Source organism: Schnuerera sp. xch1, from assembly GCF_019931165.1.
GTDB lineage: Bacteria > Bacillota > Clostridia > Tissierellales > Tepidimicrobiaceae > JAIOUP01.
Genome location: NZ_JAIOUP010000012.1, coordinates 21216 through 46892, shown reverse-complemented (window position 1 = coordinate 46892; position 25677 = coordinate 21216). Strand labels below are relative to the sequence as shown.

General features: G+C 30.8%; 27 protein-coding genes and 2 tRNA genes. 4 read left to right on the top strand and 25 right to left on the bottom strand.

Features of this window, described 5'->3' with window-relative positions:
* The first annotated feature begins 139 nt into the window (after positions 1-139).
* From K8M07_RS09235 to K8M07_RS09220, 4 genes are all read left to right on the top strand, one after another.
* Entirely contained in the window at positions 140-376 is a 237-nt protein-coding gene (locus tag K8M07_RS09235) for a ferrous iron transport protein A (RefSeq protein ID WP_223378068.1), read from the top strand.
* Between the two features lie 36 nt (positions 377-412).
* Positions 413-2383 (top strand): ferrous iron transport protein B, encoded by a 1971-nt coding sequence (gene feoB, locus K8M07_RS09230; RefSeq protein WP_223378066.1) that lies wholly within the window; start codon positions 413-415, stop codon positions 2381-2383.
* Between the two features lie 19 nt (positions 2384-2402).
* Positions 2403-2660 carry a FeoC-like transcriptional regulator gene (locus K8M07_RS09225; protein ID WP_223378064.1) on the top strand — a complete coding sequence of 86 codons (258 nt, stop codon included), beginning with the start codon at positions 2403-2405 and terminating at the stop codon, positions 2658-2660.
* A 196-nt stretch (positions 2661-2856) separates the two neighbouring features.
* Positions 2857-4311 (top strand): nicotinate phosphoribosyltransferase, encoded by a 1455-nt coding sequence (locus K8M07_RS09220; protein ID WP_223378063.1) that lies wholly within the window; start codon positions 2857-2859, stop codon positions 4309-4311.
* Between the two features lie 56 nt (positions 4312-4367).
* On the opposite strand, the gene K8M07_RS09215 is transcribed toward K8M07_RS09220, so the two are convergent.
* The 25 genes from K8M07_RS09215 to K8M07_RS09095 form a co-directional block, all read right to left on the bottom strand.
* Complete coding sequence (locus K8M07_RS09215) at positions 4368-4937, bottom strand: indolepyruvate oxidoreductase subunit beta (RefSeq protein WP_223378061.1); 570 nt, start codon at positions 4935-4937, stop codon at positions 4368-4370.
* Positions 4938-4941: 4 nt separating this feature from the next.
* On the bottom strand, positions 4942-6714 hold the full coding sequence (gene iorA, locus K8M07_RS09210; protein ID WP_223378058.1) for an indolepyruvate ferredoxin oxidoreductase subunit alpha: 1773 nt from the start codon (positions 6712-6714) through the stop codon (positions 4942-4944).
* Positions 6715-6880: 166 nt separating this feature from the next.
* Entirely contained in the window at positions 6881-7333 is a 453-nt protein-coding gene (locus K8M07_RS09205) for an Hsp20/alpha crystallin family protein (protein ID WP_223378056.1), read from the bottom strand.
* Between the two features lie 230 nt (positions 7334-7563).
* Positions 7564-7932 carry a DUF1622 domain-containing protein gene (locus K8M07_RS09200; protein WP_223378054.1) on the bottom strand — a complete coding sequence of 123 codons (369 nt, stop codon included), beginning with the start codon at positions 7930-7932 and terminating at the stop codon, positions 7564-7566.
* Between the two features lie 91 nt (positions 7933-8023).
* Complete coding sequence (locus tag K8M07_RS09195; protein WP_223378052.1) at positions 8024-8227, bottom strand: hypothetical protein; 204 nt, start codon at positions 8225-8227, stop codon at positions 8024-8026.
* Positions 8228-8308: 81 nt separating this feature from the next.
* A tRNA-Ser gene (locus tag K8M07_RS09190) sits at positions 8309-8400 on the bottom strand.
* Position 8401: 1 nt separating this feature from the next.
* Entirely contained in the window at positions 8402-8854 is a 453-nt protein-coding gene (gene tadA / locus K8M07_RS09185; protein ID WP_223378050.1) for a tRNA adenosine(34) deaminase TadA, read from the bottom strand.
* 19 nt (positions 8855-8873) lie between these two features.
* Positions 8874-8950 (bottom strand) — tRNA-Arg (locus K8M07_RS09180).
* Between the two features lie 321 nt (positions 8951-9271).
* Positions 9272-10759 carry a M1 family metallopeptidase gene (locus K8M07_RS09175; protein WP_223378048.1) on the bottom strand — a complete coding sequence of 496 codons (1488 nt, stop codon included), beginning with the start codon at positions 10757-10759 and terminating at the stop codon, positions 9272-9274.
* 112 nt (positions 10760-10871) lie between these two features.
* Positions 10872-12146: a serine--tRNA ligase gene (serS, locus tag K8M07_RS09170; protein WP_223378046.1), complete on the bottom strand. Its 1275-nt coding sequence runs from the start codon at positions 12144-12146 to the stop codon at positions 10872-10874.
* Between the two features lie 313 nt (positions 12147-12459).
* Positions 12460-13032, bottom strand: coding sequence for a DUF3841 domain-containing protein (locus tag K8M07_RS09165; RefSeq protein WP_223378044.1), 573 nt, complete (start codon positions 13030-13032; stop codon positions 12460-12462).
* Between the two features lie 31 nt (positions 13033-13063).
* Entirely contained in the window at positions 13064-13657 is a 594-nt protein-coding gene (locus tag K8M07_RS09160) for a DUF3841 domain-containing protein (RefSeq protein ID WP_223378042.1), read from the bottom strand.
* A 112-nt stretch (positions 13658-13769) separates the two neighbouring features.
* Positions 13770-14807 carry a PTS sugar transporter subunit IIC gene (locus K8M07_RS09155; RefSeq protein ID WP_223378041.1) on the bottom strand — a complete coding sequence of 346 codons (1038 nt, stop codon included), beginning with the start codon at positions 14805-14807 and terminating at the stop codon, positions 13770-13772.
* A gap of 72 nt (positions 14808-14879) precedes the next feature.
* On the bottom strand, positions 14880-15404 hold the full coding sequence (locus tag K8M07_RS12795; RefSeq protein WP_223378039.1) for a transcription repressor NadR: 525 nt from the start codon (positions 15402-15404) through the stop codon (positions 14880-14882).
* 148 nt (positions 15405-15552) lie between these two features.
* Positions 15553-16548 carry an ATP-binding protein gene (locus tag K8M07_RS09145; RefSeq protein WP_223378037.1) on the bottom strand — a complete coding sequence of 332 codons (996 nt, stop codon included), beginning with the start codon at positions 16546-16548 and terminating at the stop codon, positions 15553-15555.
* Positions 16548-17642: a DnaD domain-containing protein gene (locus tag K8M07_RS09140; RefSeq protein WP_223378034.1), complete on the bottom strand. Its 1095-nt coding sequence runs from the start codon at positions 17640-17642 to the stop codon at positions 16548-16550. The genes K8M07_RS09145 and K8M07_RS09140 overlap by 1 nt, the downstream gene beginning before the upstream one ends.
* A gap of 114 nt (positions 17643-17756) precedes the next feature.
* Positions 17757-18398 carry a GNAT family N-acetyltransferase gene (locus tag K8M07_RS09135; protein ID WP_223378032.1) on the bottom strand — a complete coding sequence of 214 codons (642 nt, stop codon included), beginning with the start codon at positions 18396-18398 and terminating at the stop codon, positions 17757-17759.
* Between the two features lie 88 nt (positions 18399-18486).
* Positions 18487-19692, bottom strand: a complete 1206-nt coding sequence (locus K8M07_RS09130; RefSeq protein ID WP_223378030.1) for an FprA family A-type flavoprotein — start codon at positions 19690-19692, stop codon at positions 18487-18489.
* 71 nt (positions 19693-19763) lie between these two features.
* Positions 19764-21110 carry a replicative DNA helicase gene (gene dnaB, locus K8M07_RS09125; protein WP_411741966.1) on the bottom strand — a complete coding sequence of 449 codons (1347 nt, stop codon included), beginning with the start codon at positions 21108-21110 and terminating at the stop codon, positions 19764-19766.
* A gap of 4 nt (positions 21111-21114) precedes the next feature.
* The gene (rplI, locus tag K8M07_RS09120) at positions 21115-21561 is read right to left on the bottom strand and encodes a 50S ribosomal protein L9 (RefSeq protein ID WP_223378028.1); all 447 of its coding nucleotides are present in this window, start codon (positions 21559-21561) and stop codon (positions 21115-21117) included.
* Entirely contained in the window at positions 21558-23546 is a 1989-nt protein-coding gene (locus K8M07_RS09115; protein WP_223378026.1) for a DHH family phosphoesterase, read from the bottom strand. Before K8M07_RS09115 ends, rplI begins: the two co-directional genes overlap by 4 nt.
* A 20-nt stretch (positions 23547-23566) precedes the next feature.
* Positions 23567-24535: a DUF2232 domain-containing protein gene (locus tag K8M07_RS09110; protein WP_223378024.1), complete on the bottom strand. Its 969-nt coding sequence runs from the start codon at positions 24533-24535 to the stop codon at positions 23567-23569.
* A 10-nt stretch (positions 24536-24545) separates the two neighbouring features.
* Complete coding sequence (locus K8M07_RS09105) at positions 24546-24869, bottom strand: MazG-like family protein (RefSeq protein ID WP_223378021.1); 324 nt, start codon at positions 24867-24869, stop codon at positions 24546-24548.
* A gap of 118 nt (positions 24870-24987) precedes the next feature.
* Positions 24988-25212: a 30S ribosomal protein S18 gene (gene rpsR, locus K8M07_RS09100; protein WP_223378019.1), complete on the bottom strand. Its 225-nt coding sequence runs from the start codon at positions 25210-25212 to the stop codon at positions 24988-24990.
* A gap of 16 nt (positions 25213-25228) precedes the next feature.
* Positions 25229-25675, bottom strand: coding sequence for a single-stranded DNA-binding protein (locus K8M07_RS09095; protein ID WP_223378018.1), 447 nt, complete (start codon positions 25673-25675; stop codon positions 25229-25231).
* Positions 25676-25677 lie beyond the last annotated feature (2 nt).

Sequence of the window (25677 nt, the reverse complement as noted above, 5' to 3'; positions counted from 1 at the left end):
TATCTTTGTAAACATATTTTCTCCAAATTTAATTATATTAATTTATACTATTGCTTTTATCGCTAAAGTATATTATTATATTTATAGAAATAATTGATATTGATTATCAGTTCCATATATATAAGAAAGGGGACACACAATGAAAACTACACTAAAACCTATATATTTAACTCAATTACATCCTGGTGATAATTGCAAAGTTAACAAAATATGTGCAGGATATAATGCTACTAGAAGACTTTATGAAATGGGCTTGAATACAGGAGCTAATATTAAAGTCGTAAAAAATGATATAGGTCCTATAATACTCTCCTTGTCCGGAAATAAAATTGCTATAGGAAGAGGTTTAGCCGAAAAAATAATAGTAGAAAATTGAAATAGTGATTCTACTTGTAGTCAAAGGAGGATTTAAATGAATACAATAGCATTAGTTGGTAATCCTAATAGCGGTAAAACCACCTTATTTAATGCCTTAACAGGATCCAATCAACGTGTAGGGAATTGGCCGGGTGTTACTGTTGAAAAGAAAGAGGGAAATTTTAAATTTAATGATGTCGTATATAACGTTGTAGATTTACCTGGTACTTACAGCCTTGGTTCTTTTTCTGAAGATGAAATTGTAGCAAGGAATTATATTTTAAAAGGACACCCAAATGTAGTTATAAATGTAGTAGATGCAACTAACATTGAAAGAAATCTATATCTAACTACTCAACTATTGGAAATGGGAGCCAAGGTAGTAATAGCTTTAAATATGATAGATGAAGCAAACACCAAAAACATCAAAGTAGATATTAAAACCCTATCTCAAAAGTTGGGTACACCCGTAATACCCACTGTGGCATCTAAAAGAAAGGGAATAGACAAACTTATAGATGAAGCCGTAGAATTGATTAATAAAGATATAGATTATAAAGCTAATATTAGCTATGGTGAAAATATAGACAAAGAAATTAAAAGCTTAAAAGGATTATTAAGTAAAAAAAATTTAGACTACCCTCATCAGTGGATTGCTATAAAGCTTCTTGAGGGAGATGAATATATTTATCAAATGTTAAATGAAAATGATACATTAAAGAATCAAATTGGGAACTATGAGTTAGAAATTATTGATAAAAGATATGAATTCATAAATAATATATCAAATTTAACTGTGAAATTACCTGAAGATAATAAGGAAACTTTAACAGATAAAATAGATAAAATAATAACTAATAAGTTCTTAGGGTTACCCATATTTGCCCTTATTATGTTTGCTGTCTTCGAATTAACCTTTGTTATAGGAGAAGATCTATTAGGTGGAATAATAGGCACTGGAATAGAGATATTAGGTGAAAACTTGGAACAGCTACTTATTTATTTAAGTTCGCCAATATGGCTAGTATCCTTTTTTACTGATGGAGTTATTAGCGGATTGGGAGCCGTAGTAGAATTCATTCCACTTATTTTAGTTCTATATATGCTAATGGGATTTCTAGAAGATAGTGGATATATGGCAAGAGCTGCATATGTGATGGACAATATAATGAAAGCCTTAGGACTTCAAGGTAAAACCTTTATATCCATGATAATAGGATTTGGTTGTAATGTTCCAGGAGTTATGGCTACAAGAACTCTAGAAGATAAGAGGGATAGAATGATTGCTATCTTAATTAATCCTTTTATGTCTTGTGGAGCTAGAATTCCAATATATTTATTATTTATATCAGCATTCTTCCCTAATAATGGAGGATTAGTATTGTTCTCATTATATTCCTTAGGAATAATTGTTGCATTGTTAGTAGCCAAAATATTCAGTAAAACATTATTTAAAGGAGAGCCTTCTTATTTCATCATGGAGCTTCCTCCTTATAGGCTTCCAACTCCTAGAAATGTTTTAAGAAATATGTGGGACAATGTATCTGAATTTTTAAAAAGAGCAGGCACCACTATTCTTATAGTTGTTACTATGCTTTGGATTTTAGCAATACTACCTATGGGAGTAGAACCTTATAGCCAAAACAGCCTATTGGGAGGTATAGGAACCTTTATCGCTCCAATATTCGAACCAGCAGGCTTTGGAACTTGGGAGGCTTCTGTAGGATTGTTTTCAGGAATAGCTGCTAAAGAAGCTGTAGTCGCTATTTTAGGCATGATATATGCTGGAGTAGAAGATGGAGTACAACTTACTCAAGCAATACAAACAGCCTTTACTCCACTATCTGCCGTTTCCTTTATGATAATGACTCTATTATATACACCGTGCGCTGCTACTTTAGGTACTATAAAAAAAGAAACCAACTCATATAAATGGACAATCTTTAGTGCTGTATATAGTTTTGTAATTGGATGGATTATGGCTGTATTAGTATTCCAAATCGGTAGTTTATTAGGTTTTAGCTAAGCTATAAGGAGTTGATCTTTTGTTAAAAGAAATACTAAAAGAAATTAAAGATAAAAAATATATATCAAAAGCTAATATTGCTTCAAAATTAAATACAAATGAAAACGTAATAGAACAAGCTTTTTATCAACTTGCTAGAATGGGATATATAGAGGAAAATAACATGAATAGTTGTAATTATAAATGTAGTAGTTGCTCGTTTGCTAGTTTATGTAATAAAGTTCCAATAAATACTATAATAATTACTAAAAAAGGTGAGAAACTATTAAATAAGTAATCCCTTCCAAAGTCAAACACAAACTTAACCCTTAATATAAGGTGTGCTTTTCAAAGCACACCTTTTAACTTTTATCTAAATTTTATAATAATGCTGATAATTATCTATTAAATAATTGAATTTTATCCTATTTAGGTTATAATTAAAATAAATATGTATCGAAATTCAAATGATAAAATAAAAGGGGATATTAATTATGACAAATATTGACTGGAAAGAAAAGAAAAATTTAAGCATGTTAGCAGACTTCTATGAATTTACTATGGCTAATGGATATCTTGAAAACGATATGAAAGATGTAATTGCCTATTTTGATATGTTTTTTAGATCAATTCCTGATAATGGTGGCTTCGCAATAATGGCAGGTGTAGAACAATTAATAGGCTATCTAGATAACCTTAAATTTTCCGATGAAGATATTGAATACTTCAGATCTAAAAATATGTTTAGTGAAGAATTTCTAGACTATCTAAGTAACTTTGAATTCCAATGTGATGTATGGACAATCCCAGAGGGGACTCCAATATTTCCAGGAGAACCTTTGGTCATAGTAAGAGGGCCTATAATTCAAGCTCAAATAATTGAAACAATGGTTCTACTGACCATAAATCATCAAAGTCTTATTGCTACAAAAGCTAATAGAATAACCAGAGCAGCTAATGGTCGTCCTATAATGGAATTTGGTTCTAGGAGAGCACAAGGATATGAAGGCGCAATATTAGGAGCAAGAGCTGCATATATTGGAGGTGCTATAGGTACTGCATGTACTATTGTCGATAGAGATTTTAATATCCCTGCTTTAGGGACCATGGCTCATAGTTGGGTACAAGTATTCCCTTCAGAATTAGAATCCTTTAGAGCTTATGCTAAGCTATATCCTGATAGTTGTGTATTATTGGTAGACACATATAATGTTTTAAAATCCGGTGTCCCGAATGCTATTAAAGTTTTTAACGAAGAAATAGTACCAAAAGGCTATAGACCTAAAGGAATAAGAATTGATAGTGGTGATATTGCTTATCTTTCCAAAGAAGCTAGAAAGATGTTAGATGAAGCCGGTTTCGAAGATTGTTCTATTATTGCTTCTAGTAGTTTAGATGAATATTTAATAAGAGATTTATTAACTCAAGGAGCAAAGATAGATTCATTTGGAGTAGGAGAAAGACTTATAACTGCAAGATCAGAACCTGTTTTCGGTGGTGTATATAAGCTAACTGCTGTTGAAATCAATGGAAAAATAGTACCTAAGATTAAAATAAGTGAGAACGTTGGTAAAATTACAAATCCAGGATTTAAACAATTATATAGATTATACGATAAAAGTACTAATAAAGCTATAGCGGATGTGGTAACTCTACACGATGAGACAATAGATGAAACAAAACCTTATGAAATATTTCATCCTCTTTATACTTGGAAAAGAAAAATTTTAACTAATTTTTACGCTAAAAAACTATTGGTAAAGATATTTGATAGAGGAAAATTAATATATGATACCCCACCGATGAACGAAATAAAAGAACATTGCAAAGCGCAACTAGATACTCTCTGGGATGAAGTTAAAAGATTTGAAAAGCCTCATGAGTACTTTGTTGACTTGTCCAAACCTTTGTGGGACATAAGGGATAGACTATTAAATGAACATAAATAATAAGCTGAGGTGCATTGAAATGCACCTCAGCTTATTATTTATTATTAAAGAAAGTCTTATAGATTTTGCCCTCTTTTAAATGCTCCTATATTTATTTTATGAACCTTTTCAGGTAGGTTCTGTTTTATCATTTCTACCCAGTCTATATCTTTAACCCCTAAGAATTTAACCATGGAACCTAGCATTATTATATTATGGCATCTAGGTTCACCTAATTCTTTTGCAATTTTTGTTGCCTGTATTATTTTAATATTATCTATTGTATCCGTTAATGCCTTCATTACTCCTTGTGGATATTCAGCTAGTCCTGATGAAACTGGCATTGGATATATTTCTTCATCATTTACTATTAATATGCCATTCTTTTTAAGATGATCTAAATATCTAGCTGCTTCTAATTTTTCAAATGCTATTAATATATCTGCTTCACCTTTATCAATTGAGGGAGAATATACTTTATCCCCAAATTTAATCTGAGTAGTTACGCTTCCCCCTCTTTGTGACATCCCATGGATTTCAGACATCTTAACATCATATCCACCCTTCATTAAACCTTGAGAGAGAATTTTCGAAACGAGAATTGTACCTTGACCTCCAACTCCTACTAAAAGTATACTTTTTGCCACAAGATCACCTACTTTCCCCATTAAATTCTATTGCATCAAATGGACAAACTTGAAGACATACTGTACAACCATTACATTGATTTTCATCTATAGTCACTTCACCATCTTTAAATGAAATAGCTGGACATCCAATTCTTAAGCAAGTCTTACATTTTGTACATTTCTCTTGGTCAACTTGACAATAAAGATCTTTTCTTTTCTTTTGAACATCTTTTATCAATGCACAGGGCTGTTTAGTAATTATTACAAAGGGCTCATTTGCTTCATATGCATCTTTAACAGCTGCTTTAGTTTCATCTAATTTATATGGATCTATTACCCTAATATTTTCTTGTTTAATTCCTATTGTTTTGACCATTGATTCTATATCTACCATAGGTGCTTCTTGTCCAATTATGTTTTTGCCTGTACCTGGATTTTCTTGGTGCCCAGTCATAGCAGTAATCCTATTATCAAGTATTACAACAACCATATTAGTACCATTATAAACAGCATCGATCAATCCTGTAATGCCGGAATGGAAGAATGTTGAATCTCCTATAAATCCAAATACCTTCTTATCTCTCTCTGCCATCTGATTTACTCTATCAAATCCTATGCCTGCAGAGACACCGGCACCCATACAAATACATGTATCCCCCACTCCTAAAGGTGGAGCCATTCCTAAAGTATAACAACCGATATCACTTGTCGAAACTATTTTATTCTTATATTTACTTACTTCATAAAAAATTCCTCTATGTGGACACCCAGCACATAATGCTGGTGGTCTTATTGGTATATTCAAATCTAATTTTAATATTTCGTTCTCCTCTTCTTTTAATAGAGACTCTTTAATTATTTGAGGACTTAATTCTCCACATATAGGAATAGCTTCTTTTCCTATACAATCAATTCCCATAGCTTTCACAAAGGTTTCTATGTATGGTTCATTTTCCTCTATTATATATAAGGTTTCTACTTCTTCTGCAAATTCTTCTATTAATTTATCTGGTAATGGATAGCTGAACCCAATCTTTAAATATGAAGCATTATCTCCAAACACTTCTCTCGCATGATGATAGGATATACCACTGGTTATAATTCCGATTTTTTTATCATTATATTTTATACTATTTAAAGATGTGGTATTTGAATAATCTCTTAATTTTGGAATTCTCTCAGTTTCCATTTCTATATGTTTTGGTTTAGAATTGGCTGGAACCATTATATATTTACTTGTATCCTTTGTATATTCTTTAATACTTGCTTCTTCTCTTTCTTCGAGTTCCACTATACCCTTACTATGACATACTCTAGTGGTCATTCTAATCAATACTGGAGTATCAAAAGTTTCACTAATTCCAAAAGCCTTTTTTGTAAAATCCTTACATTCTTGACTATCTGATGGCTCTACCATAGCTACTTTAGCATGAAGAGCATATAACCTATTGTCTTGTTCATTTTGCGAGCTATGCATTCCTGGTTCATCAGCAGTTATTATAACTAATCCACCATTTATTCCCTCATATGCTATTGTGAAAAAAGGATCTGCCGCAACATTTAAGCCAACATGTTTCATAGCCACTAATGACCTAGCTCCAGCAATAGCTGCTCCACTGGCAACCTCTAAAGCTACTTTTTCATTTGTAGACCATTCGGAGCGTATCTCGTCATATTGAGAAACATTTTCCAGAATCTCAGTGCTCGGTGTTCCAGGATAAGCGCATGCTACTAAACATCCTGCTTCATAAGCTCCACGTGCAATAGCTTCATTGCCTGTTAAAAGATTTTTCATAGACTTTACCCCCTATCTTTGACTATGCTTACATGTTAATTATATCAGATATATGAAGGAATTTATAACTAAATTAAAAATTTTTGAAATAGTTAATGCAATTATGAAAAATTTTACTATTACTATAAATTATATTCCTTTTTAAAAAAAAGAATAGGCATATAGCCTATTCTATAGAAATCTTATTCCCTTTTGATGAAAAATTCTTATCTTTAGGTAATTCTAAATGAAGAATTCCATTTTCGAATTTTGCATGTATATTATCTTGATCAATACCTTCTACACAAAAGCTTCTTCTAAAAGAACCATATCTTCTTTCACGTCTAATATAGTTTTCCCTTTCCTCTTTAATTTCTTCTTTATTTTCTACGGATATTGTTAAAACATCATCTTTAATTTCGATATTGATTTCTTCCTTATCTATTCCTGGTAACTCTGCCTCTAATAAGTATCTATTATCTACCTCTTTAATATCTACTTTCATTGGATAATATGAAGATAATCCATAATCAAATTCTTCTAACATAGAATCAAACATTGAATTTAGTATATCATCGAAATTAGACATCCATCTTTTAGATAGATTTCTTCTTTCTCTATAAGGTCTAATTCCAAACATCAGATCTACCTCCTCTAGTTTTACTTTGACTTACTTTGACTTTAATTAAAATATATCACCTAATATACTATTATTCAACTTCCAAATATTATGTTAATCAAACATTAAGATAAAATATTTTTAATTATTTTGACTTTCTTTGACCTTTCTCATGAAATCTTATTTTTTCAAAAAATATAACGGAGAATCTCTTCTCCGTTATTAATATTTCTAATTTAATAACTTGTAAATTATTTATAAGTGCTTATTTCATCCTTAGCCCTATTTATCTCATCTTTCCTTTCTTTGGATTTTACCTCCCAATGTATTACAAAACTTATTATTATTCTTAATATCGTTACAGCAGCTAATACAAAAAATTCATCTAAATTCCTAACAGTAACAGTTTTCAATATCTCTGCACCTAATTTAAAGTCTAAAGCTAAAGCCATAGCCATAGATAGTTCAATTTTTATATCTTCATTACTAAGGTCAAATTTAAATTTTATAAGTTTAATAATAGCTTTACAAGAAGCTACAACTATAACAAATACACCTATAGCTTCTAATAAACCTGCGATATATGGAATAACCTTTTCTAAAAGTAATTCAATATTCATGGAATTCTCCTTAATTATTGTACCCTTTATCCATTATCTTTGTACCTATATATATTCACCAAAAACTCAAAAGTAAAAGCTTTTGATGAATCTAATCAGATTTCACCGCATTATCTAATTTATTAATCAAATCATTTAAATTTATCTTATATAGTGTAGTAAATTCCTCTAAAGTTTCAAATAGATTGTTGCACATAACACATTTTTCTGCTATTTCATCATACATTCTAAAGACCTGTTCTGTTTCAGGATAGTCTGCTACAATATCTAGTATGACCATCTCTTTAGTAAACATAATATCTCCTTTCTTTAAAACCGTCAGCAAATTCTTCTATTCTATGGTATATTTTCTTATACTGATATAAAGTTTATATTCTGGCGGAGAGAGAGGGATTTGAACCCTCGGTACAGAATGTACTGTACAATGGTTTTCGAGACCACCACCTTAAACCTCTCGGACATCTCTCCATTATTTATTTTTTCTCAAATCCTTAAAAAATTTCTTTATTAGCAAGCTACATTCCTCTTCCAATACTCCATAGGTAATATCTACAATGTGATTAAAGTGAGGGTTATTTAACAAGTTCATAACAGAACCACAGCAACCTCTTTTTAAATCCATAGCACCTATTACAAGACGATCTATTCTTGAGTTGAGTATTGCCCCTGCACACATAGCACAAGGCTCTAAAGTTACATACATAGTAGAATCTAAAAGTCTCCAACCACTTAAATATTGACTAGCTTCTTTTATGGCAATAATTTCTGCATGAGATGTAGGATCTTTAGTTGTCTCTCTTTTGTTATAACCTCTCCCAATTATCTTTCCATCATGGACAACAATAGCACCTATAGGTACTTCGCAGGTGCTAAACGCTTTATATGCTTCTTTTAATGCCAAACGCATATACATCTCATCCATAATAATCACCAAAATAATATGGTGCACCCGAGAGGAGTCGAACCCCCGACACACGCCTTAGGAGGGCGCTGCTCTATCCTACTGAGCTACGGATGCACAACTAATATTCATGTTTATATATTTTACAACATTTTTTTATTCTTGTCAATGTATATCATTTTAACTGAAACAGTTTTAATTAATTATATGTAAAAATTATCATATTTAGTTAGTAACACTTATCGTTCTTTCTTTATATAATGTATTAGGCTAAATACAATATCATAAAAGGAGGTTTAAGATATGAGTGACATGAAAGGTGGATTCTGGGATGGAGATGATAGTAGCTTACTATTCTTCTTCCTACTCCTAGTAATATTATTTGGTGGCTTTGGGCATAAAAAATATTAAGCTTAAATGGAGGGTTTCACCCTCCATTTATTTATCATATAGCCATTGATCTACTTTATCTTTAAATGATGTATTTGTTATTTGTTGACATATATCTATGAAATCCCTCGTATTTCCATTATGAAACCTATATGTCTCATAATATCTACTCAATATTTTATATAATGTTTCCATACCAAATTCCTCTTTTATTTCATTTATAAACATAGCACCTTTTGTATATACTAAAAGCCCATAATCATTCCAACCCTCAAATTCATCTAGTGGTTTGTTTATTATTTCATCTGCTTCTAAATAATCCTTTCCATATTCATAAGCCAATTCACAAGTATAATTGTAATAATCATCAGCCTTTGCTCTACCGTATGTATTATACATATATATTACTTCCGAATAGGTAGCTAAGGATTCATCTAGCCAAGCTTCATCAACTTGATCATTTCCAACTACCCCATACCACCATTGATGAGCAGTCTCATGAACGATTACCTGCTCTAAGTAGTCTTTCCCCGACTCATTATAATAATCCTTATTTATAAATACTATGCCAGGATATTCCATGCCGCTTGGAAAGTCGGTCATAACTATAGAATATACTCCATAAGGATATTTCCCATATAATGTACTAAACATCTTTATTGTTTTACTTCCAACTTTGGAAGCAAAATCTGCTATATTTTGATTATCCTTTAAGGCATATAATTTTATAGCTATACCCTCTACTGTAGATTCTTCTACTATAAAATCACTACTGGCTACCCATGCAAAATCTCTAATAAGCCTTCCCTCAATTATATATGTCTTTTTGTCTCTTTTTACTTTCTCTTCAATTACATTGCCACTTGTAGCTACTATTACATCTTCGGGAACTATAATAGTAACGTCATAGTTAGCTATATTGCTATAAAAAGGATCTCCAATATTATAATATGGATCGGTATTCCATCCATTGATATCATATACGCAAGCTATAGGATACCAATTGCCAAAGTTAAATACATTTTCTCCATACCCAAACCTATCTATATTTAGAGGAAGTTTAGCTTCATACTTAAAGTCTATCTTAACTTTCTGCTTAGGGTCTAAAGTATTTGGTAAATTTATTTTTAGAATAGTATTCCCTTCACCTTGTATTTGAAAATCAGTTTTTTCCCCATCTACTTCTAATTTTTCTATCTCTATATAACCAGGTTTATATCCCCCATTTTTAATCTCTTCCTCAAATAATATAGGTGCTGTTTCTAAATCCCTATATGCATTAGGGTATAAATGAAAGTATATTTCTTGTAACTTTACTTCTGTATTATTAACATATGTAACTATTTGATTACCTGAATATATTTTGCTTTCCGGATCAAAGTCTATGTCTATTTCGTAATGGTCTATCATATTTAAATCAATACCATTATAATCGTCTACAACTAATGTAGAATATTGACTCGTAGTTTCGGTACACCCAGTTGTAGCAATCGCTAAGAAAACTAATATAACAATACATAGACGTCTCTTTCTCAAGATTTTTTCCTCCCATTTTATTGTTCTATTAATATTATATATTCTATCTATATATTATTATTCCTTATTAGATAATAAAAAAGACTAAGTATACTTAGCCTTTTTCATTAAATTATTTTGTTATCTTCTCTAAACCTCTCATATAAGGTTTTAATACTTCTGGTATTGTTACTGAACCATCTTCTTGTTGATAATTTTCAATTAAAGCTGCTAAAGTTCTTCCAACAGCTAATCCTGAACCGTTTAAAGTATGCACATATTCTACTTTTTTGTTATCTTTCTTTCTATATCTTATATTTGCACGTCTAGCTTGATAGTCTTCAAAGTTACTACAAGAAGATATTTCCACATATCTTCCATAGCTTGGCATCCATACTTCTATATCATAGGTTTTAGCTGCAGAAAATCCTAAATCTCCAGTGCTCAATATTACTACCCTATAAGGTAACCCAAGTCTTTGCAATACTTCCTCTGCATTATTTGTCAAACTTTCTAACTCATCATATGAGTTTTCTGGTAGCGAAAATTTAACTAGCTCTACCTTGTCAAATTGATGATTTCTGATAAGCCCTCTAGTATCACGACCAGCAGAACCTGCTTCCTGTCTAAAACAAGGAGTGTATGCAGTAAGGTATATAGGCAACATTTCTTCGTCCAATATTTCATCTCTATAAAAGTTTGTTAATGGTACTTCCGCAGTAGGCACTAAAAAATAATCCTTGCTTGGTAGGTGAAACATATCATTTTCAAACTTTGGAAGTTGCCCTGTACCTGTCATACTTTCTCTATTAACCATAAATGGGGTTAGCATTTCAGTAAATCCATGATCTACAGCGTGTAAATCAATCATAAAATTAATTAAAGCTCTTTCAAGTAATGCTCCTGCACCTTTAAACAGCGAGAACCTAGCTCCTGTTAATTTAGATGCTCTTTCAAAATCCAATATGTCTAAATCGGTACCTATGTCCCAATGAGCCTTTGCATCAAAGTCAAACTCAGTAGGCTCCCCCCATTTTCTTATTTCCACATTATCTTCATCTGATTCCCCTTCTACAACGGATTCATGGGGAACATTCGGAATATGCAATAATTCATCTCTTAGCTCACTGTCTATTTCCTTTATCTGTTCATCCATTTTTTTTACTTTATCTGATAGCTCTCTCATCTCTTCTAATATCGATGATATGTCTTTCCCTTCTTTTTTCAACTTTGGAATCTCTTTTGATACTGAGTTCTGTTTAGCTTTCATTTGTTCCATTTCAGTCAACAAACTTCTTCGATTCTCATCAAGTTTTAGCACTCGATCAATTGGAAAATCTCCATGTCTCTTTTCTAATCCTGTTTTTACTTCATTTGAATTATTCCTAATACGTTTGATATCAAGCATATTCTTACCTCCTATTCTTATAATTAAAAAAACTCTCAATCCCTATATATTAGGGACGAGAGTTATTCCCGCGTTGCCACCCTAGTTAACCTTTCGGTTCACTTATATAAAAATAAGCTCAAGGCTGGATTCAACAACAAGCTTTACCAATTCTCACCACCCATTGGCTCTCTAAAAAAAGCTTTGTCATCTACTTGGTCCTTTCATAGCCACAATGTGATATTTTACTAATTAGTATATCATATTTTATTAAAAATATCAATTATTTTGCATTATAAGTCAGTATAAACAATCATTAACACTTTTTACCTATCTATGAACTAACTATCCACTCTTTTCTTATTTCCCATAGAGCTGCTTGCTTAGTAGTTAATAAATTATTATCATTATTATCATCAAATAATCTATCCCAACTCTTTTTTACCTTCATCTTTAAGTGAGGATAAAAACTTGTCATATATATATCTGTTTCATCATAAATACCTTGCTTTTCTAACATTTCTTCATATTCATTGGCATCTCTCTCGTCTTTTGCTAGATAAGATAAATTTAATATTCGGTTCCATTTAAGATGATCAAATAAAATAACTTTATTTCTATCCACACTTATTTTTAAAATTTTACTATCTCCATGATGATCTATATATTTTAAATCAGTGAATAACCAAATAGGATACTCTGCTCCTTCAGGCTTTGGCACCATTTTTTCTGCCTTATTAACAAACCAGTTATAAGGCTCTAAGAAAACATTTGAAACTTCCCCGTATTTTTTCACAATAAAATCTCTTTTTACATGATATACCCCTTTTTTCTCAAGGGTATCTAATACAATTTTTCTTTGTGATGTCCATAATGTAATCTTCTTATTATCATTTTGATTAACCATCTTTGACCCCTCTATTCTTCTTATTTAACATTTACCCATATATAACATCTACAATCCATTCTCTTTTAATTTCCCACATAGTTGCTTGTGCCGAAGGATCTTGCTCATCACATTCTTCAAATAATCTTTCCCAACTATTAATAATTTTGTTTCTTAATAACGGGTAAAAATTACCTTTATCCTCCATTATTAAAGCAGACTCATCTCCTATACCATACTTTTCAAGCTCTTTATTATGCTTTATTTCATCTTCATGATCAACAGGTAAATAAAAATAATTTACTACATATCCCCATTTATTAGAATCAGTAATAACAACAAGATTTCTATCTACTTCTAGTTTTAGAATAACCGTATTTTCCGTAGGCTGTAACATCATCTCTGAAGACGTAGAAAACCAGATAGGATATGTCACCCCATCAGGTCTTGGTACAATTTTCTCAGCATGCTTTACATACCAGTCATATAAATTTAAATAATAGTCTGATATTGTATCCATTTTTTCTTGAATATATTCTTTTTTTACTCTATATATTCCTTTTTCCTCTAACTCTTTCATTATATCTTTATGTTGTCTCGTCCAAAGTGTAACTTTTTTGTTAGAATCATCTAGAATCTGTACCATATTCACCTCCTATTATTCACCGGATTTTATAATCTTTTTATTCTATTACATAAAATCCTTTTATTGTGAATAATAGCACAAATAAATGTTGTTATCAAGTAATTATTGGAAATTATAATTTCATATCACCATATTTTATATATCCAGCTTTCCTCATCCATTGCGAAATTAGGAATGATATAAGTGCTGGAAGTATAAAATGAAGCATGACCATTTTAATCAATACATCTAGACTCGATCCCATTACTTCAATAGTTGCAAATTGGCCAACGAGACCACTAGTTCCCATTCCTGCTCCTGATGCACTGCTTTCCATCTTAAATAAGATGGTTGAAACAGGGCCTAAAATGGCCGAAGTAAGTGTAGCTGGTATCCATATCTTGGGGTTTTTTATTATATTTGAAATCTGCAACATAGATGTGCCAACTCCTTGAGCTATGAATCCCCCAAATCCATTTTCTCTATATGAAGCTACTGCAAATCCTATCATCTGAGAAGCACAACCTACAGTACTTGCTCCTGCAGCTAAGCCACTAAGACTTAAAGATATAGCTAAAGCGGCACTACTAATAGGTAGAGTCAATATTATTCCCATCAAAACTGACACAATTATTCCCATAGGAAATGGATGCAATTCTACTGCTCTATTTATAATATTTCCTACAAGTCCCATAAAAGAGCTCATAATAGGTCCCACATAATAGCCAGTTAGACCACCTATTATAATAGTTGCAAGAGGAACTAACACTATATCTACTTTTGTCTTACCGCTAATTAACTTAGAAAATTCAGCACCTAGCAGTGCAGCAATAAAAGCTCCCACTGGTTCCCCAATCTGTATCAATGCAATATCATTGTTAAAAGTTATCGTTCCCGCTCCAATGGCTCCAGTTATTACTGAAGCAAATATTCCTAAAGGAGGAGCTCCTACACTATATGCTACTCCTACACCAATTGCTGGTCCCATAAGCATTTGAGCAATTTCACCAAATATGGTCAACAGTTCAACATTTAAAAGAACACCTAATTGTTTAATTATAAGCCCTATTAATAGCGATGCAAAAAGTCCTCGTGCCATACCGTTCAAAATCTTAACTAAATAATTTCTTGTACTATTACTGCCTTTTTTATCTGGTTTTCTCTTTGTCAAATTAGCCACCTCTCTATTATTAATATGTGTATATACATGTGTCTTGTCACCTTACTGTAAAAATATATCATTTTATTCTTCATTTATCAAGTACTTTTTGTTATTAAGGGCATCTTTTATTTTTTTAAAAACTTTTTCGTTCTCAACCTCTATGGTATGAATATGGATACCTTCTGTCAAGGATGATAAAGGTTCTGCCTTAGCATCTTTTAAATTGACCATAAATTCCTGTAAATCTAATCTAGAACTAATCTCAAGAGAACCCTTAATCTCACCATAAATAGAGTGTTCTACAATAACATCTATTATTTTACCTCCTAAATCAATGATGGTTTTTAATTCATCTTCTATTTCATCATAACGATTATGCTTACAAACTATCTTTCTAACCAACTTATTTTCTTTATTCATACTGGGAATTACATATCCTTGGGGTGTAGCTAATATATCTTCTCCCCTTGCTCTTAATAATGCGATATCTTGAACTATAACTTGTCTGCTAACTCCAAAGATCTTAGAGAGTTTTGTCCCTTTTATAGGTTTTTCACTTTTCCTTAAAGTATACAGTATTTTTTCTCTTCTTTCCCAAGCATCCACTATTATTCTCCTTTCACGACCAAATATTTATACTATATTTTATCATAAATTATACCTAATATCTGTATCTTTCCAAAATTTAAATTAAACTTTATGATTTTGTGATAATAAAAATAGCCTACTCCTTCAAGTAGACTTAAATTTAATACTATTGGGTTTGCCATCTATAATATCTTAAATCTGGTCCAAAAAATCTTAAAGGTATAAATTTTTCTAATATCCTTGAAAAAATTCTATCAGTATATGTGTCAGATATTTCCTTTGGAGTCAAATTTGTTGATATGATGGTCCTCTTACTTCCTAAAAGTCTAGTATTTACTATATTAAAAATTTCAGTATTCGTAAAGGTATTTGATAATTCAGTACCTAAATCATCAATAATTAATAATTCTGCATCAAATAGTAAATCATATTCTTCATCTTTAAATCTTTTAGAATCTCTTCCAAACCTACGTTTTTCTATAATCTCCAATATTTTAAATGCTGTTTGATATATTACTATCTTATTTTTATCAAGCAAGGCTTTTGCTATACAATTACACATAAAAGTCTTTCCTAATCCTGTTGTTCCATAAAATAACAGATTTTCATCATTATTTTCATCAAAATTATTAACAAAACCTTCACTTATGCTTGAAATGTTTTTCATATTATCCCTAGGGGTCATGCTTTCTTCTTCAAAAGGTTCGTCAGGAAAAATATTTATATCAAAAGTTTGAAAGTTTTCCTTTTTCAAAACACCTTCTATATTTGACATTTCATAAGCTTTATTTATAAAGGATTGTTTTAAGCAATTGCACTTATTACCATTAGGTAAGTAGCCAGTATCCTGACATTTTGAACATTCGTATTTAACATCTAAGTAATCTAATGGAATATTATTTTCTGTGAGCAAGTATGCTTTTTCCATCTTTAACTTTTCCAATCTCTCTTTTACATCTTTCATACTCTCTTCATAATTTCCCGGATCTTCAATTATAGCTTTAGACATAAGTAGTCCTGTTTCTGTTATTTTCTTATCTAACTTCCTTATTTCAGGTACCTTTTCATATACCTTTTTAATCCTAAGTTTTTGCTCATTAATCGCTCTATCTCTTTTATTTTCATACTTATTCAAAATATCCTTTAGAATTTGATTATACATCACTTACTTTCTCCCTTTTGTTTAAAATAGTATTCCTCTCGTTTCCTCTTTGCAATTTCTTCTAACTGTTCTGCTGTATAATTCGCAGTTCTCTGTTCAAAGTTATGGAATTTAGTCTTAGTTGGTTTCCTGTCATTATCCTTTTTAGTGCGTCTATATTCTTTCTTTTTAGGCGGTTTATCTTTTTCCTCTATCTCTTTTACTGTTTTAATTCCTTTATTATGCCAAGAGCCTAAAATACTATCAATATAGTTGATGTTTGGATTTGATGTTTTTTTAGTGTTTTCACATCCCTTTAACACCATTTCCATTGAAAATTTATATTTATCAAACCATTTATCTATTACTTTCTTCTCAGGCTCAGTAAGAAACCTATTTCCATATCCTAGATATTTCATGATCTTCTCATACCTAAAGTATTTTTCATCGTTAGCTTTCAAATATTCCTGTAAAGCTTCCACATTTGTTATGCCTTGATCATACCAGTTTCTTATTATTCCGCCTATATAATTGAAATTTCTCTTTCCCTTCTTTTCTATTCCATAAAAGAATGCCTTTTCAATAATATCTGGATTCATGTTATAATTATATATCCATTCCAATATTTTCTGTTTTTCATTTGGCACCAATTGTCTTCTCATAATATAATCAATATTATTAAACATCCTATTAATTGCAGGTATTTGATTTGCATCTACCAGATCTTCAACTGAACAAGTATAAGGTTTTGTAGCTGATTCATCTTTAGTATCAAATGGTTTAAAGTTATTCTTTATATAGAGCTGCTTTAAATTTAAAAATTTAATCTTATAATTAAATTTATTATCTTCATCATCATATTTTTTTTCAATTATCCCCTTGCTCTCCCAAAAATCCCACGCACCTAAAACATCTGTTAAAGGTATATTCAAATGTTTAGATATAGTTTTATTATCAACTATAATACTATCGTCTTTATCATGGGCATATTTGTATCCTAATAAATATACTTTTACATAAGTGCCATTAGCCATAGGCATAAAATCATTTATAAATATATTCTCAATAGGAGTATCTCCTAAATCAATATCTGTGGTTTGAATTATAAAGTTCATACTACCACCCCAAAATATAGTACCATCAATCTAATATCCTTCAGCGCTTCTTTATATGTATGTTTTAAATGCTCATAATATCTATTTTCTATTGTATTTAACGGTAAGCATATGTCACTCAATATTTGGCTTTGTTTGATTCTTTGATTTAGTCGTATCAATTTTATCCCTCTCTTTTAAATAAGTTGCTTTGTCTATCTTCATTCTATAGATATAATTATATATCCTTCCTTTTTTTATTATAAAAGAAGATTTTTCCTTTACAAAATACGAATTATTCACATCTATATTTTGGTCAAAAAAATCATCTAAATATAAATTTATAATCTTAAATCCACTTTTTTTATAACATCGTAAAGCCCTTTTATTAAATTTAGCTACATCCAAATACATCTTCCTCATATTCATTTCATTAAAATAATAATCCAAAAAGGTAGTAATAGCCTCAGTGCCATATCCTTTATTCACATTATTTGGATCAAAAACTATTCCTAATACAGAATCCTTAAATATTTTTCGTATGGACTTAATTCCTAAATAGCCAATGAGCCTATGGTCTTCGTCAAATATACTAAAGTATTTTCTGTTTCTTTCGCTTGTCTTATAATAATGCCAATTCTTTAATTCTTCATCAGTTAATGGTGGTAAATTATAATCAAAAAGTAAAGGATTTTCATGAGTCCCCCAGTTTCTCATAGCATAAACATCTTCTAATTTCAGAGGAGCAATTCTTACTCTTTTTCCTTTCAACTCCATTCAAACACCCTCTCTCATCATCCTATAAGGTGAAACAGTATCTCGAAAAAGAATTAATCCTTTTTCGAGATACTACTGAAGTATCAATTTATCTTTTATCTTCCAACAATTTTTTGCCAAAGTTTTTTCCATATTCAAAAGCTTCTTGGTAAGAATCTTCGAAAGGAATAAAACAGCATTTAACTCCATCATCATGAACTTTTAATTTTAAATTTTTAAGGTTTTGTTCTATAATTTTTATAGCTTCTCCGCTCCAACCATAAGACCCAAAGGCCCCTGCTAGTTTCCCTCTGTTTCTAATGGGATTGATAACTGAAAATAACTCATATATTGGTCTTAATGTATTTTGATTTATAGTTGGAGAACCAATTAATATAGCTGTACTTTTTTCTATCTTCTCCTCTAAAGTGGATATATCTACTAATTCTATATCCTTAATTTCTACATCAACATTTCCCACCATCTTAATACCTTCCGCTATTTTTTCTCCTATTTTTCTTGTATTTCCATAAGCAGAAACATAAGGCATAAACACTTTATGTTTTTTAGGTTTGTTCTCTGTTTCTTCTGATGCTTTCTTAGACCATTCTACGTATTTCTTCCAATTCGAACGTAATATAGGACCATGGCCTGGAGCAATAATATCTATATCCAAATCTTTTATCTTATTTATAGCCTGCAACATATAGTTACTAAATGGTTTTAGTATTACATTAAAATAATATTCAAATGCATCGTCAAAATTATCAACTAAATCATCAAACATTCTTTCATCACAATAATGGCAACCAAATACATCACAAGTAAATAATATACTATCCTCTTCTAAATATGTGAACATGGTATCCGGCCAATGCAAAAATGGTGCTGATATAAACTTAAGAGTTTTATTGCCTAGGCTCAATTCATCTCCATCTGATACAACCATGTATTTAAATTCTTTATCGACCATATTCTTTAAAAAATTAATAGCAGACTTGCTAGCCACTACTGTTGCATTCTTCGCAACGTCCAATAAATGAGTTAAGTTCCCCGAATGATCTGGTTCCGTATGATTTAAAATTATATAATCAATATCCTCATAATCCACTACTTTCTTTACCTTATCTAGATATACATCCTTAAAAGGTTCCTTTGATGTTTCTATAATAGCCTTTTTATCTGTATCTATAAAATATGAGTTATAGGTAGTCCCATACTTAGTTTCCATTACCACATCAAAGGTTATTAAGCCTGGGTCTAAAATTCCAATCCATTTTATTGTTTCATTTACATTTAAAATCTTCATATCCATAAAAGCCCTCCTATAATAATCATATTGGTTAGTCTTTTAATGGATATCTACCCTTTTTTTTACTATTTAATCTATCCACCAAAATTCTCTTTATTTAAGAATTTTGTAAATTCTTTTTTCCAAACTAATTCAACAGTTCCAGTTGGTCCATTTCTATGTTTTGCTATTATTACCTCTCCTATATTCTTTTTATCCGAATCCTCATTATAATATTCATCTCTGTATAAAAATAATACTACATCAGCATCCTGCTCTATTGCTCCAGATTCCCTTAAGTCTGAAAGTATAGGCCTATGATCAGAACGCAACTCTGGTGCACGAGAAAGTTGTGATAATGCTATAACAGGACAATCCATTTCCTTTGCTAATGCTTTAAGTCCTCTCGATATAGCAGATATTTCCTGCTGCCTATTTTCTTGCTTCCCTTCTAATTGCATCAACTGTAAATAATCTATTACAACTAAATCTAGCCCCTTTTCTATTTTCAATCTTCTGCATTTAGCTTTCATTTCTGTCAATGATATTCCCGCTGTATCGTCTATAAATACCTTAGCTTTAGATAAGGGTCCCATAGAATCAATAATCTTTATCCATTCATCTTCATCTAAACGTCCACTGACTATCTTTTGTAAATCTACATGGGCTACTGAACTAATCATTCTTTGGACAAGTTGCTCTTTAGACATTTCTAAAGAAAATACTCCTACATTAGCATTTGCTTTAATAGACGAATTGGTAGCAATATTTATGCCTAAAGCAGTTTTACCCATAGATGGCCGTGCAGCTAAAAGTATTAAGTCAGATTTTTGCATTCCTGATAGCTTGTTGTCAATATCTATAAATCCAGTAGTAAGACCAGTTAAATCTCCTTGATTAGCTGCCATTTCTTCTATCTTTGAAAAGCTATCTAACAATACATTTTTTAATGGAGAAAACCCATCTCTATGTCTTCCTTGAGTAATATCGAATATATTTTTTTCTGCTTGTTCTATTATAGCGTTAACTTCTTCGCTGCCTTCATAACTTTTACCTACTATATCGTCGCAAGATTTTATCAAACGTCTCAATATAGATTTTTCTTCAACTATATCACAATAATACTTAACATTTGAAGTTGTAGCTATCCCTCCTGATAAATCGGCAAGATATGTAACCCCTCCAATATTCTCCAATGTGCCTCTCTTTCTTAATTCCTCAGATAAAGTGATTAAATCCACTGGTTCATTCCTATTGAATAAATTTACTATGGCTTCAAATATCTCTCTATTTGCTTCTTTGTAGAAATCATCTGGATGAAGTTGCTCTATAGCTGTGTTTATAGCTTCCTTGTTTATTATCATAGAACCTAATACAGATTGCTCTGCTTCTAAACTATGTGGTGGAATTCTACCTAATGCTTGTGCTTCTATTTGAATCACCTCGCTATTTTTCTACTACTTTGACCCTTAACGTAGCAGTAGTTTCTGGATATACCTTTACTTCTACAGTAGTTACTCCTAAAGATTTAATATTATCGTCCATTTCAATTTTTTTCTTATCTATATCTATATTATGTTGCTTTTTTAATGCTCCTGAAATATCTTTTGATGTAATTGAGCCAAAAAGTCTTCCACCTTCTCCTGCTTTACTCTTTAATTCGACAGTAGAATTTTCAATTTTTTCCTTTAATTTAAGAGCACTTTCATACTCTTCTTTTTCTTTTTGTTTTTTATTTTTCATATCTATTTTCCATTTCTTTGTATTTGCTGGTGTTGCTTCTATCGCAAATTTTTTTGGTAAAAGATAATTTCTAGCATATCCATCCTTGGCATTTACCATATCTCCTTCTTTTCCTAAACCCTTTACATCCTTTAATAATATTACCTTCATTCTTCATCACCTTCCCTTAAATAATCATCTATAATATCAATAAGCATTTCTTCTGCCTGATCCATAGTTTTTTCTTCAATTTGAGCCCCTGCACTAGTCAAATGTCCGCCACCGCCAAGTTTCTCAAGTATCAATTGAGCAGACAGGTTTCCTAGTGATCTACCGCTTATATGAATTTTACCTTCTGAATGAGTTAACACAAAAGAGGCTTCTACTCCATTAATATTTAATAATTCATTTGCCGATTGTGCTGCAATCAAAACCGAATCATCTGAATCAAATTCTAATCTCCCTATGGCAATTTTATTAAACACTATCCTAGAATTCTTTACTACTTCCGCTTTTTGTAAAAATATATCAAAATCATCTCTGAATAATTGACTTACATTTCCAGTATCAGCTCCTGCTCTTTTTAGAATAGAAGCAGCTTCAAAGGTTCTTACTCCAGTTTGAAACGTAAAGTTTTTAGTATCTACAGTTATACCAGCTAGTAACGCATCTGCTTCAAATTTTGTCATCTTTAATTTATCTTCCATATAATATAGTATCTCCGTTACTAATTCGCAAGTAGATGACGCATATGGTTCCAAATAGGTAAGTATTGGATCTTGTATAAATTCTGCCCCTCTTCTATGATGATCAATCAACACTACCTTATCTGTCAAATCTAGAAGTTCAGGAACTTCCATAAAACTAGGTTTATGATTATCCACTACCACTAAAAGTGACGATTCATTAACCATATCTTTAGCTTTATCTGGAGTAATAATCAAGTCCAAATATTCAGGCTCTTCTCGTATCATTCTATCATAGACATTTTTTATAGACGGATTTGATCCACTTAAAACCAAATATCCATCCTTATACCTGTTCTTAACAGCTCTAATTATTCCTAATGATGCGCCAAAGGCATCCATGTCTGCATTTTTGTGTCCCATTACGAATACTTCATCAGATTGATCAATAAGCTGCATTAAAGCATGGGATATAACTCTAGATTTAACCTTATTTCTCTTTTCTATTGCCTTGGTTTTACCACCATAGAAGCTTAAATTATAATCTTCTTTTACTACTACTTGATCTCCGCCTCTGCCCAATGCAATATCTATTGCGGCTCTTGCATATTCATAGCATTCACTTGGATTATTTCCATTTGTTCCTACTCCCATACTCAATGTTACTGATATTGTATTTCCTTTATCAATTTCTCTAATTCTATCCAATATATCAAATTTTTTATCCTGAATTTCTTTTAAATATCTACTCTCAAATATTAATATATATTTATCGTTTTCGTACTTTCGTACTAATCCTTTATTCATATTAGCAAAAGAATTTAAGATTTTATCAATTTCTGCAAATACTAGAGGCCTATTGACTTCAGAAGTGTTATTTCTTACTTCATCATAGTTATCTATATATGCTAAACAGACCGAAATCCTCTTATCCATAGACTTGTTATAAAGTTTTATATAATGAGTATTATCAATCCAGTATAGCATTACAATACTACCTTTTTTACTTTCCACTACATTATAGTAAACCCTATAATATTGTTCATTGCATTCAACATTTATAGGTACTTCATTATCAGAATTCTTTTCCAATTTTTCTATGTTAAAGCAAGGTATGAGCTCATTAATTGGCTTATTTAATATATTCTCTTCACCAATCATGTCAAAAAATCTTGTATTATACCATGATATGGTATAGTTTGAATCTAACATTACTAGAGGAAATGGCATATTAAATACAGCATGCTTAGTAACCGAATCAAATTCTTCTGCTAAGCTTTCAATGTATTTGGTCCATTCTTTCTCCTTATTATTTATAGTAGCGATATATTGGTAGATTAAATAGGCTAAAGCAATAGTAAGAAGCAATGCTAAAATTGGCTGAAAGTAAGCAATTATAGCTATAAGGACCCCTATGATTATTAAATATAGTTTCCCATCTTTCATGTTAATTGAATTTTTATTATTCATAATAATCCTCCTAAATGGATTTAAACAGATCTTCTAAATCTTCTAAAGTCAAATATTGTATCCAGTACCCCTATAATCGTAATTATTCCTCCTAGAACTGATGACAATATAATAATGAACAATACAATAAACATCCTAGTAATTTTATTAACTTTCCACTGTGCTAATTTATAATATGTCACTGATAAACCTTGAGTGAAAAATACAAAAAATGCAAGCACAATTAAGTTTACGAGTACTGCCTCAGAGTGATGCATTCCCAGATAACTTAATGAAAAAGTAACCAAAAACATAATTCCTATACCTACTAAAATATTTCTAGGTAATTTAAACCTTGAAAATCGGGGAATAAAAACTATGCCATATCCTAATTTTCTGAGGGATAATGATGATATTAAATAATTTAAATATGCAGTTATTAAGGAAAATACTATAATCATAGATGGCGTTATAGTTAATATATATTGAAATGTATCCTCTATTAAATCCTTAATCTGCAATATTTGATAGTTAGATAATTTTAATTCGTACAATATTTCAATTTGATTATCAATCGATTGATCAAAAGCTTCTTTTAACTGATTAATAATATTGGTTAACAGACTAATAATATTAACTCCAGTTATATCATTCATCATTACAATTATCAATAAGACACTCAGAAGAAAAACTAAAGTAGATACAGCTAAAATTTCAGTGGAACTTTTTCTCTTCTTAAGAGTATATATAATAGTAATACTTAAAGGTGCAAAAGTTATAAGTATTACTATACCAGATATTATATCCATAATTAATCCAATAGATAAAGTTGATAAAATTAAGCCTATTATTGCTAAATTTAGCCCCTGTCTAACCCCTAATAATATAAATAGGATAGGATATAAAAAGATTATCCATGGAAAATAATACATACCTACTATCATAAATATTGTAGCTATTACTAATACAAATATGGTCTCCATTATCTTGTTTTTCAATTCTGTATTCAAATTTCCACCCCTATTCTTGCTTGGATTTTATAAACTCTAACAGTTCACTTAGATCTCCATACCATTTCTCAATTTTATGATCTTCTAATATATTTAATCTTATTTTGTCCTCAAGATTAGAACTTATATTTTCATAATCTAATCCTAATCGTTTACTTAATAGAAAAGACAATAACATAATATTAGAAATTGTATCTTCTAAATCTTTATTGGTGTCATCTTCTCCTTCGGATAAAGTCTTATATAGATAAGCCACTGAAGTTAATAGTTCACTTTTTAGCCACTCTATAGTTCTAACATTTTTTATTATATCCACTTCTCTCTTTTCGTCCATAATTTCACCCTTTTATCATAATACTTGCTCATAAAAAGTTATATTAAAATATAGTCCTATTAAAATAATACAGAGTATACTATTATATGTCAAACAAAAAAGAGAGGTTATTCCTCTCTTAATCTGCACTATATGGCAGCAATGCAATTTGTCTTGCACGTTTTATAGCTCTTGTTAATTCTCTTTGATGTTTCGCACAGTTACCAGTAATTCTTCTTGGGAGAATTTTCCCTCTATCAGTAACATATTTTTTTAATTTATTTATATCTTTATAATCTATATGTTCAACTTTGTCCGCACAAAAATTGCAAACTCTTTTTCTTGGTCTAAATCTTCTTTGCACCTTTCTTCCCTCCTTCTTAGAATGGAATGTTATCGTCGTCTACGGGATCGAAACCATCTACTCCTGGAAAATCCGTATTTGAGTTATTGAAATCAGAATCAAAATTAGAATTGTTATTGTTATTTCCCCACTCTAAAAATTCAACTCTCGACGCTACAACGTCAGTTGTATACCTTCTTGTACCATCTTTTGCTTCGTAAGAGCCAGATTGAATTCTTCCTTGTACTGCAGTAAGTCTTCCTTTAGCTAGATAATTTGCACAATTCTCAGCTTGTTTTCCCCATACAACGATGTTTATAAAGTCGGCTGTTGGTTGTCCTTTTGATTCAAGTTCTTGCTTCTTTTCCTTGGATAACTGCTTATCTACCGCTAAACTAAACCTGGCCACTGGGCTCCCTGTATTTGGGATATACCTTAATTCAGGATCTCTCGTAAGCCTTCCAATTAACACAACACTATTCAACC

Excerpts from the sequence above, each read along its gene's own strand:
- K8M07_RS09235 (WP_223378068.1), top strand. The coding sequence starts at position 140 with ATGAAAACTACACTAAAACCTATATATTTAACTCAATTACATCCTGGT.
- feoB (WP_223378066.1), top strand. The coding sequence starts at position 413 with ATGAATACAATAGCATTAGTTGGTAATCCTAATAGCGGTAAAACCACC.
- K8M07_RS09220 (WP_223378063.1), top strand. The coding sequence starts at position 2,857 with ATGACAAATATTGACTGGAAAGAAAAGAAAAATTTAAGCATGTTAGCA.
- iorA (WP_223378058.1), bottom strand. The coding sequence starts at position 6,714 with ATGAAAAATCTTTTAACAGGCAATGAAGCTATTGCACGTGGAGCTTAT.
- K8M07_RS09205 (WP_223378056.1), bottom strand. The coding sequence starts at position 7,333 with ATGTTTGGAATTAGACCTTATAGAGAAAGAAGAAATCTATCTAAAAGA.
- K8M07_RS09200 (WP_223378054.1), bottom strand. The coding sequence starts at position 7,932 with ATGAATATTGAATTACTTTTAGAAAAGGTTATTCCATATATCGCAGGT.
- K8M07_RS09195 (WP_223378052.1), bottom strand. The coding sequence starts at position 8,227 with ATGTTTACTAAAGAGATGGTCATACTAGATATTGTAGCAGACTATCCT.
- tadA (WP_223378050.1), bottom strand. The coding sequence starts at position 8,854 with ATGGATGAGATGTATATGCGTTTGGCATTAAAAGAAGCATATAAAGCG.
- serS (WP_223378046.1), bottom strand. The coding sequence starts at position 12,146 with ATGCTTGATATCAAACGTATTAGGAATAATTCAAATGAAGTAAAAACA.
- K8M07_RS09165 (WP_223378044.1), bottom strand. The coding sequence starts at position 13,032 with ATGGTTAATCAAAATGATAATAAGAAGATTACATTATGGACATCACAA.
- K8M07_RS09160 (WP_223378042.1), bottom strand. The coding sequence starts at position 13,657 with ATGGTACAGATTCTAGATGATTCTAACAAAAAAGTTACACTTTGGACG.
- K8M07_RS09145 (WP_223378037.1), bottom strand. The coding sequence starts at position 16,548 with ATGTATAATCAAATTCTAAAGGATATTTTGAATAAGTATGAAAATAAA.
- K8M07_RS09140 (WP_223378034.1), bottom strand. The coding sequence starts at position 17,642 with ATGAACTTTATAATTCAAACCACAGATATTGATTTAGGAGATACTCCT.
- K8M07_RS09135 (WP_223378032.1), bottom strand. The coding sequence starts at position 18,398 with ATGGAGTTGAAAGGAAAAAGAGTAAGAATTGCTCCTCTGAAATTAGAA.
- K8M07_RS09130 (WP_223378030.1), bottom strand. The coding sequence starts at position 19,692 with ATGGATATGAAGATTTTAAATGTAAATGAAACAATAAAATGGATTGGA.
- rplI (WP_223378028.1), bottom strand. The coding sequence starts at position 21,561 with ATGAAGGTAATATTATTAAAGGATGTAAAGGGTTTAGGAAAAGAAGGA.
- K8M07_RS09115 (WP_223378026.1), bottom strand. The coding sequence starts at position 23,546 with ATGAATAATAAAAATTCAATTAACATGAAAGATGGGAAACTATATTTA.
- K8M07_RS09105 (WP_223378021.1), bottom strand. The coding sequence starts at position 24,869 with ATGGACGAAAAGAGAGAAGTGGATATAATAAAAAATGTTAGAACTATA.